This is a genomic window from Methanococcus maripaludis (genome assembly GCF_013760955.1).
Lineage (GTDB): Archaea > AGJL01 > Methanococci > Methanococcales > Methanococcaceae > Methanococcus > Methanococcus maripaludis_A.
Genome location: NZ_JACDUL010000003.1, coordinates 407,742 through 425,263, shown reverse-complemented (window position 1 = coordinate 425,263; position 17,522 = coordinate 407,742). Strand labels below are relative to the sequence as shown.

14 protein-coding genes and 1 pseudogene are annotated in these 17,522 nt (G+C 30.2%); 8 read left to right on the top strand and 7 right to left on the bottom strand.

The features are described 5' to 3' along the window. Positions 1-166: 166 nt before the first annotated feature. Positions 167-1,174 carry a potassium channel family protein gene (locus HNP90_RS07575; protein ID WP_011977404.1) on the bottom strand — a complete coding sequence of 336 codons (1,008 nt, stop codon included), beginning with the start codon at positions 1,172-1,174 and terminating at the stop codon, positions 167-169. 71 nt (positions 1,175-1,245) lie between these two features. On the opposite strand from HNP90_RS07575, the gene HNP90_RS07570 reads away from it, so the two are divergent. Next, a complete protein-coding gene (locus HNP90_RS07570; RefSeq protein ID WP_011977405.1) occupies positions 1,246-2,697 on the top strand; it encodes a cobyrinic acid a,c-diamide synthase in 1,452 nt (483 codons plus the stop codon). Between the two features lie 47 nt (positions 2,698-2,744). On the opposite strand, the gene HNP90_RS07565 is transcribed toward HNP90_RS07570, so the two are convergent. After that, positions 2,745-3,383: a DUF4013 domain-containing protein gene (locus HNP90_RS07565; RefSeq protein ID WP_011977406.1), complete on the bottom strand. Its 639-nt coding sequence runs from the start codon at positions 3,381-3,383 to the stop codon at positions 2,745-2,747. Positions 3,384-3,597: 214 nt separating this feature from the next. On the opposite strand from HNP90_RS07565, the gene HNP90_RS07560 reads away from it, so the two are divergent. Both HNP90_RS07560 and HNP90_RS07555 read left to right on the top strand, forming a co-directional pair. Continuing rightward, positions 3,598-5,616 (top strand): ATP-binding protein, encoded by a 2,019-nt coding sequence (locus HNP90_RS07560; protein ID WP_048060429.1) that lies wholly within the window; start codon positions 3,598-3,600, stop codon positions 5,614-5,616. 16 nt (positions 5,617-5,632) lie between these two features. Beyond that, positions 5,633-6,706, top strand: coding sequence for a helix-turn-helix domain-containing protein (locus tag HNP90_RS07555; RefSeq protein ID WP_011977408.1), 1,074 nt, complete (start codon positions 5,633-5,635; stop codon positions 6,704-6,706). Positions 6,707-7,297: 591 nt separating this feature from the next. Here HNP90_RS07555 and HNP90_RS07550 read toward each other — a convergent pair. Continuing rightward, positions 7,298-7,816, bottom strand: a complete 519-nt coding sequence (locus HNP90_RS07550; RefSeq protein ID WP_011977409.1) for a helix-turn-helix domain-containing protein — start codon at positions 7,814-7,816, stop codon at positions 7,298-7,300. A gap of 609 nt (positions 7,817-8,425) precedes the next feature. On the opposite strand from HNP90_RS07550, the gene HNP90_RS07545 reads away from it, so the two are divergent. From HNP90_RS07545 to HNP90_RS07525, 5 genes are read left to right on the top strand one after another with little or no spacing between them, the layout of a single operon-like run. Continuing rightward, entirely contained in the window at positions 8,426-9,652 is a 1,227-nt protein-coding gene (locus HNP90_RS07545; RefSeq protein WP_011977410.1) for an AAA family ATPase, read from the top strand. A gap of 20 nt (positions 9,653-9,672) precedes the next feature. Beyond that, on the top strand, positions 9,673-10,620 hold the full coding sequence (mptA, locus tag HNP90_RS07540; RefSeq protein ID WP_011977411.1) for a GTP cyclohydrolase MptA: 948 nt from the start codon (positions 9,673-9,675) through the stop codon (positions 10,618-10,620). A 25-nt stretch (positions 10,621-10,645) separates the two neighbouring features. Continuing rightward, complete coding sequence (locus HNP90_RS07535) at positions 10,646-11,695, top strand: ATP-grasp domain-containing protein (protein ID WP_011977412.1); 1,050 nt, start codon at positions 10,646-10,648, stop codon at positions 11,693-11,695. Between the two features lie 3 nt (positions 11,696-11,698). Then, on the top strand, positions 11,699-12,256 hold the full coding sequence (gene tfe, locus HNP90_RS07530; RefSeq protein ID WP_011977413.1) for a transcription factor E: 558 nt from the start codon (positions 11,699-11,701) through the stop codon (positions 12,254-12,256). Positions 12,257-12,265: 9 nt separating this feature from the next. Continuing rightward, on the top strand, positions 12,266-12,850 hold the full coding sequence (locus tag HNP90_RS07525) for an HDIG domain-containing metalloprotein (protein WP_011977414.1): 585 nt from the start codon (positions 12,266-12,268) through the stop codon (positions 12,848-12,850). A 1-nt stretch (position 12,851) separates the two neighbouring features. Here HNP90_RS07525 and HNP90_RS07520 read toward each other — a convergent pair whose 3' ends face one another. From HNP90_RS07520 to HNP90_RS07505, 4 genes and pseudogenes are all read right to left on the bottom strand, one after another. Further along, a complete protein-coding gene (locus HNP90_RS07520) occupies positions 12,852-13,748 on the bottom strand; it encodes a type II secretion system F family protein (protein ID WP_011977415.1) in 897 nt (298 codons plus the stop codon). A 4-nt stretch (positions 13,749-13,752) separates the two neighbouring features. After that, positions 13,753-14,810 (bottom strand): annotated as a pseudogene (locus tag HNP90_RS07515) (type II secretion system F family protein). Positions 14,811-14,821: 11 nt separating this feature from the next. Further along, positions 14,822-16,480, bottom strand: a complete 1,659-nt coding sequence (locus HNP90_RS07510) for a type II/IV secretion system ATPase subunit (RefSeq protein WP_011977416.1) — start codon at positions 16,478-16,480, stop codon at positions 14,822-14,824. A 9-nt stretch (positions 16,481-16,489) separates the two neighbouring features. Further along, complete coding sequence (locus HNP90_RS07505; RefSeq protein WP_181486646.1) at positions 16,490-17,509, bottom strand: transcription initiation factor IIB; 1,020 nt, start codon at positions 17,507-17,509, stop codon at positions 16,490-16,492. Positions 17,510-17,522: the final 13 nt, after the last annotated feature.

Sequence of the window (17,522 nt, the reverse complement as noted above, 5' to 3'; positions counted from 1 at the left end):
TGACATTTGGTTGCTATCTAGGTTTCACCTAGATTGTAGGCTTACATCGCACCTGAGTGTTTCAGTCAGGTGTTCACTTCAATTGCATAATATGCCAATGGTTTGGATAATGTAATGTTTTTAGGTTTGAAACGATAGTATATATAAAAAATTAATTTGAAAGATATTAAACCATGCTTTCGAGAGCATCCAACTGTTCGCTGGTTCCAAAAGCATATATGTGATCATTATATTCTAAAATAACTTCTGGACCAGGGTTTACAAGCAAATCATTTTCTTTTTTAATGCCGATTATTGTTGCACCACTATTATATCGGATTTGAGATTCGGTTAACGTTTTTCCAATGATTTTTGAATTTTTACGAATTATTATCTTTCTAATCTCCAAATCTTCGTCATATTCATACTTTGCAATAGACATGAACGTTGAAACGAAGTCTAAAATTCCTGGTTTCATTGCAAGTTCTGCAACTCTGAGTCCTCCAATCATATATGGTGAAACAACCTTGTCAGCACCCGCAATTAACAATTTATCCATTGCAACTTGCTCGTCTGCTTTTGAAACAACATATAAATTCGTATTAAGCCTTTTTGAAGATAGTGTGATATATACATTGTCAGAATCTGTTGAAACTGTTGAAATAAGCGCTTTTGCACGGTCTATCTGTGCTTCTATTAAATATTCGTCGTGTGTAGCATCCCCAACAATATAATTAAATTCAGGGTTTTTTTCAAATTCCGCCTTTAAAATTTCTGAATTGCTATCAATTGCAACGTAATCAAGACCGCTGTCTTTCAATCTATCAACTACAACCCTTCCAATCCTACCATAGCCACAGACAATATAATGGTTTTCGAGCATGTCTATTCTTTTTTTCATTTTAACCATCCTGTTGTATCTTTTAAAATAACCACCGATAAATGACTCTGCAAAAGCCCCTAATGTATATAATCCAGTACTTACTCCAAAAATAATAAATAAAATTGTTAAAAACTGTCCTAACTCAGAAGTTGGATAAAAGTCCCCATAACCAACAGTTGAAATCGTAGCTACTGAAAAATAAATTGCTTGTAAAAGAGTCCATCCTTCAATCTGCATGAATATTAAAGAAAATGAAATTACAATAACAAACAATACAAAAATTCCGATTTTGATTTTTTCTATAGCTTCCATAAAATACCCAAACTAATTATAATCCCATATATATTTTATAAAATATATAATTCATTCTAAAGGGGAAAACCATGGAAATTGGATTAATTGATATTAAAGGAACACTGCCTTGTTTTGAAAATTTCGGAAACCTCCCAACGAAAATTATCGATGAAAACAATATTTCAGAGATAAAAGACCTTGAAATGCTGATAATACCTGGGGGAAGTATTGTTGAAAGTGGATCTTTTACTGATGAATTTAAAAAAGAAATTTTAGATTTTGATAATTATGTTGTTGGAATATGTAGTGGATTCCAAATTCTCTCTGAAAAGATAGATATTGGAAGAAAAAGCCATGTTCCCATAATAAAAGAAGGACTTGGTCTTTTAAATGTTGAATTTTCACCACTAATTTGCACAGATCTGGTAAAATTTAATTTTGAAAATAATAGTTTATTCGGGGAAAAAAATCAATTAGGACATGGTTTTCACTGCCATACTTACGGAAATATTGAAATTACCAATAATTCAACTGAAAAATGGACAATTTCAGAAATTGAAAAATTAAATTACAAAATGGTTGGAAAACAGAATATTTTATCCGGTGTTTTTAAAAATAAAGTTTATGGAACGATGGTTCATAATTTACTCGATAATGATTTTGTTGTTGAAAATTTTTTAAAAAATATGAAAATTAAAGATGATGAAAAGGAAGAAATCTTTAAGAAAAACCTTATTTTAAAGGAAAAATTAAAAAACAGATCCAAAATATCTGAAAACTTCAAAAAAATTGAATCGGAAAATAAAAAAGGAATAATTTTACTTGCTACAGGTTCTGAAAGTGGAAAAACTTTTCTTTCAACGAGTATCTGCTCAAAATTAATAGGAAAAACTTTTGTTTCGAAAATAGGTCCTGATGTAAGAGATATCGTTCCTTCACTTTATCTTTTAAGAGAACCTATGAATGAATTCAGCAGTATTAAAATCTCAGATCGAGGTTGGTCTGAACCGTCCGAATTTTTAGAATTTGTTAAAAATTCTGATTATAATAACTACATTATAGAAGGTGTCATGGGTGCATTTACTGGGGCATTGAATAAGAAAAATTACAGTGGATCTGAAGTTTCGAAAATTTTAGGATTTCCAGTATATATTATATCATCATGTAGTAAAACAGGAATTGAAGGCTCTTTTGTTGAATGCATGGCTTATTACTCATTGTTAAAAGAAATGGGTGTTAATGTTGCCGGAATTATATTAAACCGGGTTTATAATGCAGAAGTATTTGAAAGGGTCAAAAAAATTGCAGATGATTTAAACATTAATTTGATTAGCGTGAATAAATTAAATGTAAATGTGGATAATAAAAGAGGGCTTATTCCAGAAGTTGAAATCGATTACGAGGAGTTTTGTAACGCCACGATGAAACTTGATTTTGATATAGATATTCCAAAAATTAAGCCTAAAAAAATTAATGAAGATTCTAAAAATTTTGAAGAATATTTAAAAATCTGGTCTGAAAAACTAGAAAATCTAAATTAAAACTATTTTTAAAATTTTAAAAAAAGAAAATATGTTATTTATTTGAATTATTCGATGTAGATATTACCTAAAATATATGCGTATGCCAAATAAAGGTAAAAACTCAAGAATAATGCAATTATAAATCCCAAAATAGGAATTATAGATGCTATAAATCCAACGATTACACTTGTAACAATTACTATCAAGTATAATACAATATAGTCTGAAAAATTTGCCTTTATTTTTTCAAATATTTCGGAAAACCTAAATGCTGCTCCAAATTCACCATATGCAACATAATTTGCATAAGCCATTGGAATAATAAATCCAATTACAAGCATTATCAACAATACTATGAGCATTGTAATACCAAAACCAACAATACCACCTGCAATTGCTGCATCGCTTCCACTAGCCATTGTCATTGCTGATGAGAAACCAAATATGGCCATTATAATCATAGGTATTAACATATATATGAAACTAATAATGGCTGCAACTAGCCCTTTTACAAATTTACCGCCAAATCCAGACCATTCTGGAAGTTCTTCTTTTGAATCAATTATGTTTTTAAGAAGTTCCATAACATAACCAATTGAAATAAAACTGACTATCGGAATTATAGATAATACTGCACCGATAACAACTTTTTTGATCCAATCCGGATCGTCCATCGGGAACTTTAGTGCCCTTTCAAAATCCATTATATCGCCTCCCACATTATAATATTGGATTTTCGATTATATATTTCTTACATTTTATTAAAAATAGTTAAAAACTGTTTTTTAAACTTTTGGGGCGTTTTTAAAGTATTATTTAATTTTAAATCAGTAAATTTTAACTTTCGAAATTAATTTTTAAAATTTATATAGTAATGAAAACATAAGTGAGAGGTACCAGCATTATTTGTGGAAAAATATGGATGATAAACGACTTCAAAATATTCGACCAAAACTTACAGAATGTCTAAAAACGTTGAATTTTCAAGATATTATCTCTGAAAAAAGGAAAATAGCTATAGATTTAGATAATATCTATAAACACGGTGTTATTGACTTCGTTGAGTTTTTAGAAGAATTCCCAAATGAGGGAATCGAACTCCTCGAAGAGTGTTATAGTGATGCATACTATGCGATAAAAACAGAGAAACCAGACATTGTAATAACAGTTAAAAATATACCTGAAAAATTTAATTTATCGGAAAAAAAGCAAATTTATACAATAGAAGATGTTAAAAGCAGCACCATTGGAAAATTGATAGAATTTGAAGGAATTGTTGTTATTGCAACGAAAATAAAATCTGCACTTAAAAAAGCAGCTTATATCTGCACGAGTTGTGGTGAAAAGAAAATTCAAGATATTGAAAATCCATTTGAAATGTCTTTTGAACCAATTTGCCCAAAATGTGCCCAAAATATGGCTTTAATTGAAGATGAATCAACATATATCGATTTTCAAGAAATTAAAGTTCAACAGCCACTTGACTCGATGGACGATCCAGAAGAACCTCCAAAATATATTTCTGTATTTTTAGAACACAGTCCCGGAATCTACTGTGGGCGTGTAAGAGTTACAGGAATTCCGATAAAAAACCAAAAAAACAAGAAAATTCCAATTTATGATATATATATTAAAGGAATTCATTGTGAAATTGTAGAAGATAAAATTGAAGCGAATTTAACAGAAGAAGATATCAAAAATATCGAAAAAGTTGGTAAAAATCCAAATGTAGTTGATATTTTATCTGAAAGGATGATTCCAGAAATTAAAGGTTATGATATTGTTAAAAAAGCGATATTCTTACAGCAAATTAAAGGTGTTAAAAAAGGAAATAAAAGGGCTGACAGCCACTTGCTTTTAATTACGGATCCAGGTATTGGAAAATCAGTTATGCTTAGAAAAATTGCGGAAATACCTGGAAATATTTATGGTTCAGTTACTACTGCGTCAGGTGTTGGTTTAACTGCGGCAGTTATTCGTGAAAAAACTGAAATTGGCGATGATACATGGGTTATAAAACCCGGTCTTTTAGTTAAAGCAAATAAAGGGACTGCTTGTATTGATGAGCTTACGGTTAATCGGGACCTTCAGACTTTTGTTTTAGAAGCTATGGAATCTCAGACAATACATATTAATAAAGGTGGAATTAACGCGAAATTACCCTCAGAATGTGCAATTATTGCAGCATGTAACCCGAGATGGGGTAGATTCGATCCAAACGTTTCGATTCCAGAACAGATTAATATCCCTGCACCGATGCTTAGCAGGTTTGATTTAATATTTCCAATAAAAGATGAAGCAGACCGATTAAAGGATAAAAATATTGCACAGCATATTATCAATGTCCACAGGTCGTATTTAAGTAAAGAAGTTTCTGAAAATATGAAACTCGACCATATTATCGTTGATGATGTTTTAATCGATAGAGATTTTGTAATAAAATATATAGAATATGCAAAAACCAAAGCACCGGTAATATCAGAAGATGCTGAAAATTTACTCACTGAATTTTACTTGAATATGAGGAAAGGTGCAGCACAGATTACTGCAAGACAGCTTGAAGCTGCAATTAGGATTGCAGAAGCTCATTCAAAAGCAAAATTGAAAGATATTGTAGATGAAGAGGATGCTTCAGAAGCTATTTCAATAATTACCGAATCTTTGAAAGAAATTGCATACGATCCTGAAACCGGACAGTTTGATGTTGATAAGATTTCAGGTGTTGGAAGAAAAGATAGAAATAAAATGATGAGGGTATATGATTTAATTAAAGCACTTGCTGAGAAAAATGATAACGACCTTGTAATAATTGATGATATTATTGAAGCTGGAAAAACAAAAGGAATTGAAGAAGAACAGATTCAAACGTCAATTAAAAAATTGATTAAAAATGGGGACATTGATGAACCTAAAACTGGAAAATTCAGGATAATTTAAAATAATCGTGAAAATTATGGAAATTATTTATAATAAACCCGAAATCTATGCAACAAATGATATATGGATTCAACCGGTTAGCCGGAGCTCTGTTTTAAGTAGTAATGTTGTTGGAAATTGTAAAATAATCCATAATATTCCAGTTTTAAGAGTTTTAGGAAGCCCTTCTTTAAAAAGAACTGTTTTAAACATCCTGCATGTTTTAAAAGATAAAATGACTTTTTTTAAAAAGAACTGTGAAAGTGAAGGAATGGATAATATTTTCAAATATTTAAATGATATTTACTTTGATAAATCAGTTAATAATTATTATAGGGCAAAAAAAGCATGGTATCGAGTAATTGGAGATTTATTTGAAGATGTGAATAACTGGAACTTTAAAAAAGTAATGGGTAAATTAATAACTATTTTAAAGGTTTTAAACCCTGTTTTAGTTTTTGATCTTCATGATGTTTCTAAATGGAATCATTTGAAAACTTTTCAGAGATTTATACAATTTTTGAAAAATGAAGGAATTAGTCTTGTTTTGAGATGTCCTTTTGAAGCTTATTCGTTTTTAAAGGATAATTTTGAAGATCATAAAACAAACAGTATTGCTGCAGTAATTTATTATACAAAAAAGAAAGGGTATTTAATCTCTGAAAAAGTCTCAAAAGAACTTTTAAAATTGAGTTCAGGTAATTTAAAAGTAATAGATTTGATACTTGCTAATTCAAAAAGAGATCTTAAAAATTTAAGGGATTTGAAATTAAGCTGGAAAAGAATACTTCCAGAAATAGTTCCAAATAAATACAAAAACATTGTTCAAAAAATAGTTCTTTTGAAAAAATTCAATATCAAAGAAATTTCAAGTATTTTAGAATATAGTCAGTCAACCGTTTATAATTATTTAAATGAACTTGCTGAATTGAATATTGTCAAAAAAAGAAAATTAAACAAAAATATCTTGTTTAAATTAAATATTAATAAAGAAATAGTTAATAATATAATTAAATCTGATTTTGATTTTAAAAATATATTTTTCGAAATTAATAATTCAAACTTGAAAAACCGTACGGAAATGTTTAATGGATTTTTGATTTTTGGATAGTTTTGATTATTTTTTAATCTAGATGTTGTTTTAAAATTGTTTAGTTTGATGTTTTTAAGTAGATTAATTGATTTTACTTTTTTTATATCCAGATTAGTTTTTGACATTTTTTTAAGATCTTGGTTTTTAAAAATATAATTATATTTGGTATTTGTTTTTCGGTGTTTCGAGTATGATGTATATATAATCCAGTTTGTAGTGGATTTTTAATTTTAAAAATTTAGTTTTGTTTTATTTATTTTACTTTTTTAACCTATATATGTATAATAATAAGATATAATAATATAATAATAAAATAAAATATAATTTATTGTTTATATTATAAAATAAAGTTAAATATATTAAAAAACAGTTAAAATAAAAGTATTTACTTATTATTTTATCAAATATACATTATACATTGTTATATACTTATAAAAATCCATAAAATTGAGTTAAATATCCAAAAAGACTAAAATTTTCAAAAGTTGAATTCAAAACAAAAGCTTGTTATATACATAATATCCGAAAACTAGAAAAATATACATATAAACAACATAATAAAATAATTCATTAAATCTTAAAAAATTACCAAATGTTTATTAAAAATAATTAAATACGTTTTTTAGAAGAAGCTTTTTTTAAATACAAAATATGTTCACAATCAACACTTTGGCAGGATACACACCAGTAATTATTATCATTTGTTTTAAAGATCTCATATGACGTATCGTTATTATTTAAAATAAAAGTAGTTCCGCCAAATCCATTATCTATTTTATTAATTTCATAATTTTTTGAATCCCCAACAGAAAGTGTAGTTTGAAATTCATCTTTCTTTATATTATGTTTAAAATTCTTTTTTTCTTCAGTTTTTTTGTTTTCAAGAGATATTGCGTTATATATTTTTAGATAATTTTCAGGATTTATTGAATAATACACTTTGTGGCTGATTCTTTCTCTTTTAACAATATTTAATGAAGCACACAATTTTAAAAATCTAGGGGGGAGTCCTTTTGATATATTTAATTCTTTTGAAAGATCTTCACAACAACACGGTCCTTTTAAAAGTTTAGTTAGTATATTTTTTCTTTCTTCAGTTTTTACTACTTTTTTTAAAATACTTTCCATATTACCCCTAATTTTAAATAATCAGTTTTTTTGTTTTTATTTTGTTTTTTTAAAAGTTAAAAACTGTAAAAATAAAATTTTAATTTTATATTCACAGTATTTTATTTTGTTATTTTAATTCATATGTGGTATTAATTAAAAAATTAATCTTATTACAATATTTTATTATTTAAACAATATTTTAAACCTATTTTTGCTGGAATATCATACTTTTCATTTAATATATTATTTAAATAATAAAAAACTGTTTTAATATATATTATTTATTATATTCACAATTTTTACTGATTTTAATTTTATATTCACAATTAATATTTACAAAAATACCATATTTTTTGTAATTAAAATTTAATTTATGATTATTGTGATATATTTATATAATAAGTTAATATTATTAAAATAATTTTTAATTAAAAACAAAGATTTATTTCTAATATTTTATTAAAAAAATATTATATTCACAATTTTTACCGATTTTAATTTTATATTCACAATTTATTTATTTTCAAAACTTTAAACTTTCGGTTTTTCGAAACATATAAAAAAGATAATATATTATATAATTTAGGAAACTTTTCGGACTATTTTCATATTGGAGGGATATGGCTTATGTTAGACCCAATCGAATTTATTCACAATGCGTCATCAATATCGAAAAAATCAATGAATCGCCTAAAATTAAAAACGAACCCCTTTTCAGAAAAACCAATTCGTGGTAATACCAAATTTTTTGTCGGAAGAACATCTGAACTTTCTGAAATTGCGGACATTTTAGGTGCAGCACAATATGGTAGTGTTGCAAATGCTGCAATAGTTGGTACTAAAGGCATTGGAAAAAGTTCGATATTGAATATATTATATTATGCTTCAAAAAGGCACAACCACTGGGTGGTTGAATTAGAAGCTTCACAAATCACTGCAAGACAGTTTTTAATACAACTAATGTATGGAATTATTAAAGATAATCTATTCTCAGTAGACGGAACCCTTTCTTCAGATTATATGAAACACTCTCAAAAAATCATTGAGATTTATAAAAGACTAAGTAACTACAGCGACAAGACTCCGGTTCATTACCCCCGTGAAAAAATTGAAAGAGATTTAAAATACCTTTTAAATGAGGTAAAAGAAGAAAACAAACTCTGTGTTATACTAATAGATGAAGCAGATCAATTTGCAAAAAGAAGCTGTCTTGGACTTTTACAGTTTTTCCACTCATTTTTATATGAGGATGATATTTTAACGTTTTTAGCAGGCCCTCCAACAATGGTTGAAGATCTGACAAAGATATCACCTGCAATAAGAGATAGAATTCCAAAAATCATAAATATGCCCCCACTTACAAAAGAAGAAGCTTATGATCTTATAAAAAGAAGACTCGAAGATTCTCAAGTAACTGGTGCAAAAGGTTATGAACCTTTCTCTGAACAAAGTATTGAAAAGATAATTGAAGAATGTGATGGAATTCCAAGAAGAATCATAATGACATGTTCTGAAGCAGTTTCTCTTGCTCTTAAAAATGGAGTAAATGAAATAAATGAGGATATTGCAAAAAATGCAATGAAAAATCTTGGAATAAGTGTTGGACACCAGATCTTAAACCACCTAACCCCCGCTCAATCAAAAATAATAAAGGCAATGGCGGAACTTGGTGGAAGTTCGACAGTAACTGAACTTTCAGGAATTTTGAACAATTCAACAGGAACCATTGGAACACACCTTTCAGATATCTATGAAATGGGGTATATTTATAAAGAAAGAGATGGATATAATGTGTACTACACTTTATCAAAGGAATTAAAGGATGTTTTGATAACAAAAGAAGATATTTCGTAAATTAGTTCAGGTGTTTTTTGATGCAATGCAATGACGTTCAGGCAACAGAACCTGATATTAAGGTTTCATTAACGAGGGTTGGGGTAACAAACCTAAAAAAACTCGTAAAATTAAAAAGAACCAATAAAAGAGATATAGTTCTTCTCCCAACTTTTGAAGTTTTTGTGGATCTTCCAAGTTCACAAAAAGGGATTCACATGTCAAGAAGCCCTGAGGTAATTGAGGAAGTGGTTGAAAACATACTTTTGGAAAAGGAAATCTATGGTGTTGAAGATTTATCTGTTGAAATAGTTATGAAACTATTTGAAAAACACGAATACGCAACAAGAGCAGAAGTAATGCTTTACAGCGATTACATGATGGAAGAAACATCCCCTGTAACTCAGAAAGATTCTCAAGAGATTGCAAAGATCATGGCAAGAGCATATGGTGTAAAAGACGACTGTGGAAAAATACATGTAAAAAAAATGGTTGGTGCAGAGGTAGTTGGAATTACAGCCTGTCCTTGTGCACAAAACATGCTAAAAGAAAATGCAGTAACTAGCTTAAAAGAAAAAGGATTTTCAAGTGAAGATATTGAAAAAATCCTTGATTCAGTTACTATTGCAACACACAATCAAAGGGGAATTGGAACTGTTATGATAGAGGTTCCAAGTGGATATACGGTTGGAATTTCAAAAATAATCAAGATAATCAAGGATTCAATGAGTGGGGAAGTTTACGAGCTTTTGAAAAGAAGTGACGAAGCTTACGTTGTAGAAATGGCCCATAAAAATCCAAAATTCGTTGAAGACTGTGCAAGAGAAATGATAAAAAGAGTAGTTGATGTCTTTGATTATCTACCTGAAGACACGCAAGTTCTTGTAAGGCAGGTAAATAAAGAAAGTATTCACAGACATGACGCTTTTGCTGAGAGAAATTCTACAATAAGGGAATTAAGAGACGAACTTAAAACTTTAACAAATTAATTTCGATTTATTTTTTAGTGGTTTTATGAAAGCTCTCGTTGTTGGGGTAAATACCCGCCCTGTTGTAAATTCTTTAAAAAAACTCAATTTTGAAGTTTATTCGGTTTCCCACTATAATCCTGTAGATCTAAATGCAGATCATAAGAAATATCTGGTAACTGATAAATTTCACGGACATTTTGTTGATAAATATTCTGAAAAAGAATTATTGAATCTTTCAAAGGAATATGTGGATTTAGTAGATTATATTTTCATATGTTCTGGAATTTTTGAGAGTAAAAACTCAAAAACACCAAATTGGGACGTTGTAGGAAATTCACCCAAAAGGATTAAAAATATAAGTGACAAATATAAAACCGTAAAGAGATTGGAAAATTTAGGCTTTAATTTACCGACTACATACAAGGTAAATAATAAATACCAGTTTGAAAAATGCTTATCGGAGTTAAAGTCTGTAGTTGTAAAACCTATTTCAGGTAGCGGCGGAATTGGCGTAACTAATATAGATTTTCAAAATACGGATAATTTGGATATAAAATATCCTGTACTGGTTCAAGAATATATTGAATCTGAATCTTACAGTGCTTCATTTATCGGTTCGAATTTTTTATGTTTTAACAAGCAATTGATAAATAACAATATCTATGTAGGAAACATATCCCCGTATGTTTTAGATATGAAAAACGAAACAATTCAGGATTTTAAAGAAATAATGGAGTCACTGGATCTTTTAGGTATGAATGGAATTGATTTCATGCTAAAGAACGGAATTCCATATATTATTGAAGTAAATCCTAGAATTTTAGGAACTTATGAAACAATAGAATTATCTTCAAAATACAATCTTTCAAAAGCAATTCTCGAAAATAAAGCTGTAAAACCAAAAGATTATTTTTTTAAAAAGATAGTCTTTTCAAACAAAGGTTCATCATATTTCATCGACAAAAATCCCTTAATAAAAGATATCCCTGAAAAAGGAGCTTATATTGAAGAGGGAGAACCTGTAGCTACAATAATCGGAAGAAACATGGCTGATGTAAGAGAAATGGAGCGCGGTATTTTAAGAGGTGTATGAAACATGAATTTATCAAAAGATGAAATATTTACAATGCTTGAAAATCCACTTATACAACAGGTACTCTTTGAAATAATGGACGAAGATGTTGTTGGTTTTGATGTATTGTCTGTACTTATCAATACCAACGAAGTAACTGATGACGAGATTTCAAGACAGTTGGATGTAAAATTAAACAACATCAGAAGGATACTCTACAAATTATATGAAGCAAGGCTTGTAGATTATAACCGGGAAAAAGACGAAGAAACAAACTGGTATACTTACACCTGGAAACCATCTCTTGAAAAAGTGCCTGCACTGGTTGCTAAAAAGATGAAAAACGTACTTAAAGATTTAAAAGAACAGCTTGAACTTGAAGAAACAAACATGTTTTTCTTCTGTTCGGATTGTGAGATTAAATTTACATTTGAGGATGCAATGGATAGTGGATTTAGATGTCCACAATGTGGCGGAATGATGTATGAATACGATAATAAAAAAGACATTTCAATATTAAAAGAACAGATTAATTATTTAGAGGATGAATTCAATAAGAATCCTCTTTTTTCTGCATATTAAGGTGCGTTCATGAAAACTATTTTAAAAGACTTAGTAGACGACACCAACTTATATGAAAAGTTTTCAAATTTCAAAAATTTACAAAAAATACCTCTTTTTAAAGAATATTTAACTTTTTTATCAGAAAACTGTGAAAAAAATGTAGTTTTACACAGTATTGCAGTAGCTGATTATGTTTACGATTTTGGAATTAAGTTAATAAATAAGGGATATGATTTTGACCTCCAAACAGCCGTTTTAGGTGCTATTTTACACGATATTGGACGGAGTAAAACTCATAGTATTGATCATGGAATAATTGGTTCTGAAATATTATTAAAAAATAATTTTGAAGAAAAATACGCTAAAATTGCTGAAAGACACATTGGAGCAGGAATTTCTAAAACAGAAGCAAAAGAATTGAATCTACCTGAAAAGGATTATGTTCCAGAAACACTGGAAGAAAAAGTTATAGCAAATGCGGATAATTTAATTTCAGGTGAATTAAGGGTTAATATCGATTTTGTAATTGATAAATTTAAACAAAGAACTAATTTGGAAGTTGTAAATAAAGTTTATTCATTATATTTGGAAATAAATAAATTAATTGAATAATTTATGCAAATAACATTCCGGTAAGTCTTAAAACTGCATAAAACGTGGCAATTGCAAACGTCATACAGACAGAACATGTAATTATCATCCTGTTGAGTTTTAAACCAAATAATGGAACTGCAAAGAATAACCCGAATAATCCTGAACCGATCTGAATCGTTTCAATCGCTTTAGATATCTGCGAAGCTTCAACTGAAGGCATAGATGGTGCTAGTTGAGATATAACTGTTAAATAACCACCTATCAAACCAGCAGTTGCAGGAATTACACCACAAAGGATTATAAGACCAACAGCAAGACCGTTTGCAGTAACACTCAAAAGTTGTGACTTTAGGTTTTGAAGGTCTTCAAGAGTTTTAGCAAGTTTTTTCAATGTGTCAGCAAGTTCCCCACCGTATTTTCTATTTTCAATAATCAATCGTCCAACCTGCCTGAATATCTTTGAATCGAGTGAATTTGAAACGAGTATCATCGCATCTTCAAAACTCAATTTTCTTTCAGTCATTAACACAACAACTTTTGAAAATACAACATCCACTTCAGGAATCCCACTTCTTATAACTTCATTAATTGCTTCAACAACGGAACGTCCAGAATCAAGCGATAAAACCATAACATAAAGGGCTTTTGGTATATTTTGATCAAATTTATCCATTTTTGATTCATACATTATCGTAGGTAGTGAAAGAACGGATCCTAAATATACGAAAGTTAAAATTAAAGTGGTTTTTAAGGTAAACCCTAAGAATATTTTCAAAAATATTGGTAAAATTGTTATAACTAATAAAATACCAATAAATACCCGTTCATCGAGTTTTTTACCTGTTTTTTTTAATATCCTAATATTTCGTATAATTAAAACATGATATATATGATCCAGGTATTTTTTGACATCCATAATTTCACTCAATCTTCATTTTAATAAAGATGGTAAATATAATTGTTGACATTAGACCTATTTTTCCCATTACAAGATCAATGGCATTTATAATGCCATCAAAACCCTGCTGAGCACCCAATGCTGATTGTATCATGCCTGAAAATGGAATGATTAAACCAATACCGAATATAAGGTTTCCTAAATTTGATATCTGGAATTTTGAACTGTCTATTTTTGATAAAGATTCCCTAACTATCTCGTTATATAAATTTTCAAGTAAAAGCTGCGTTCCACCTTTATTTGCCGCAAGAATCAACTGATCATAAAGCTGTCTCATCAAAAATATTTTTGTTCTAATCTTGGCTCTTTCAAGCGCTTCTACGAAGTTATAACCGCCCTGATTAATATCTTTTATAATACTTCTAAATTCAAAAGAGGTAATCCCATATTCTGGTTGTTTGCAATGTTTTTTATGGCTTCCTGAACCGAAGCACCAGAATTTAACATCGAAATAAGGTGCAGGATACTCATCAACACTTGGATTTTAATTTCGCCCCTAAATAAAGTTAGTTTTAATTTTGGATAAAATATGCTACCAACAACAACAATGACTGCTAAAAGTATTCCATTCGATACTCCTGAAAAGATATTGCCTGTTAATACTCCGTAAATTATGAACAAAACAACCGTACTAATTGCTGCAATCATCATCTTTAAGAAATAAACTCGCTCGTCAGCAATACCTGCATACTGGTAATCTCTCTTAGATGGTAAAAATGAGGTATTTGTAACCCAGTATGAAAATGATCTGGAATATCCTCCAATTGCACCAAATTTACCTTCTTCAAAAAGTAAATCGTCTAAATCAATACTTACTTCGGGAGTTTCATCAATATATGGCTCATAAAACTCTAAAATTTCATCTTCTGGTGTGATCTCTGTTTTTCTTTCAAAAATTTTTTTTAAATATTCGGACCTTCCGACCCTTGTTACCTTTTTTTTCCTCGGAGATTTAACTCCTTTTAACATACTGGCGAGTTTATCAAAAAGACCCTGTTTTTTTTCAGTTTTTACTTTCATCTAAACCACAATCATTCCAGTATATGTTTTAAAACATTTTCTGGATTTTCCTGATATTGTTTAATTATGTCGCCAACTTTTCTAATATCACTAATATTATTGTTCACCATATATTTTAGTACTTTCTTTCTATTGATTCTATCGTCCATTAATTCGTCTCGAGTAATACCTGCAATCTGGCAAGCATCTTCTTCCCACATACAGATTCCCGTTTTTACAACACTGTCGCTTATACCATCGTATTTGAAAAGTTCGGTTTTTGTAATATTTTCCCCGCTTCCACCGATTTCGACAACACCGAGGATCCTTCTAACAGTTTTTTTATTACGTTTGATACGCTGCTGGTTTATGATAAAATCAATAGACGACATCATAACTTTTGGAACGTTCATTGGAGGGTTTACTAACCTTATAATTGCTTCATCAGCGCTGTTTGCGTGCAGAGTTCCAGAACATCCATCGTGTCCTGTGTTCATTGCAACAAGTAATGAATGGGCTTCACTACCCCTAACTTCCCCTACAAAGATCCTATCTGGTCTCATCCTTAAAGAGTTCTTAATTAAATCATCCATCGTGATTTCATAACCCTGAACTCCTGGCCTTCCCGGTCTTGTAATCATTTTTATCAGGTGTGTTAGTGGAACCTGCAACTCTGGAGTATCTTCGATAGTTACAATCCTGTCAGTATACATTGAAAACATAGAAACTACGTTTAAAGTCGTTGTTTTACCCGAACCCGTTCCCCCAACAATAAGGGTGTTTGCAGGTTTTGCACCAAAGTATCCTTCGACAGCCTGCCAAAGAAATGCGGCAAGTTCTAGATCGAAAGTTCCATAATTAATCAAATCAACAATGGTTAACGGGTCTTCACTGAATTTACGGATTGTAATGGTATTTCCTCTTAAAGTAACATCACCCATGGTGGCATTAACCCTGCTTCCATCAGGTAAAAATGCATCTAGCATTGGAGTTCTCGAATCAATACTTCTTCCTGCAAGATATGCAATACTTTCAACAACCCTTGTCGCTTCATGCCTATCAAGTCGAATATTCGTTTCACACATCTGATATTTTCTGTGGAATACAAATACAGGTAATTCAATCCCATTTACCATTACTTCTTCCAAGTTACCGTCATTCAATGGAATTTCTAAAAGTCCTAATTTTCCAATTATTAAATAAAAATAATGCGATAAGTGGAGTATTTCAATATCTCTTAAGTGTAAGTTATTTTTGTCCGAATAGTTTTTAAGATACCCTTGAATCTGACCTAATTTTTGAAGGGTTGATTCTGAAAGTTCCGCTTTTATTGTTTTAATATCTAAATCTGAAAGTTTTGCAAGCGCTGTGTTCATTAGGGTGATTTCCGGGATTTTGTATTTCGTAATTCCATCTTCTTTTTCGATAATCACATCAAAATCGATATCATCAACTTTTACAAAGTATTTATCAATTATGGATCCCTTAGAGTCCCTATTAAAATTTTCAACAGGCTGTTTTTTTACCTTATCAGTTACTGAAAATCCAACTTTAATCTCTGGTTTTTCTTTTTCGATATCTTCAGATTTATCAAATAGATTTGAGGGTTTAGACACATTTTCAGAAACATTAGTTTTTTTAGCGATGGCGGGTTTGGAATCTTTAGTCTGAATTCTGTCAAAAAGCCCCATATAATCACCTTACAATGTTACATCGATATCTAAATGTTCTGTTAACTCTTTGTATCTGTTTCTAAGTGTAACTTCAGTAACGCCTGCAACGTCCGCAACTTCTCTTTGGGTTCTTCTAGTTCCTTGTAAAACACTTGCAATATAAATTGCAGCAGCGGCAACCCCTGTAGGACCCCTACCGCTGGTAAGACCCTTTTCCCCTGCTTTCTGAAGTATTGATATTGCTTTTGATTCTACTTCACCTGGAAGTTTTAATTCTGAAGCAAATCTGGGAACGTAATCTACGGGATTTGTTGGAGCAAGCCTGATATTTAATTCTCTTGAAATAAATCTATAAGTCCTTCCGATTTCTTTTCTATCTACTCTCGAGACTTCTGCAATCTCATCTAGAGTTCTTGGAACTTTACATCTTCTACAAGCAGCGTAAAGTGCAGCAGCAGCAACACCTTCAATACTTCTTCCTCTGATCAGCCCTTTTTCTACAGCGCCCCTGTAGAGAACTGCGGCATTTTCTCTAACGTTTCTTGGAAGGCCCAATTTTGATGCGATTCTATCAAGTTCAGAAAGAGCAAATGCTAAATTTCTTTCAGATGCATCAGAAACCCTAATCCTTCTCTGCCATTTTCTTAATCTGTACAATTGAGCTCTTTTATCTGCAGAAATATCTTTTCCGTAGCTATCTTTATTTCTCCAGTCGATAACGGTTGATAAACCTTTATCGTGGATTGTATATGTCATTGGGGCCCCTACTCTGCTTCTTTTCACACGCTGTTCGTGGTCGAAAGCTCTCCATTCAGGACCTACATCGAATAAATTTTGTTGTAAAACACACCCACACATTTCACAAACAATTTCAGCCCTTTCATAGTCTTTAATAATATTTTTACTACCGCAGACAGGACAAATTAATTCTTCTTCCTTTTCTAAAATTACATTCTTATTTGAATAGTCTTCAGGCTTTGCGATAGCTAGTTTAATCTTTCTTTCAGGCTTTTTAGTTTCTTCTTTTGTAACAGATTCGACTTTCATGGTAACACCGTCT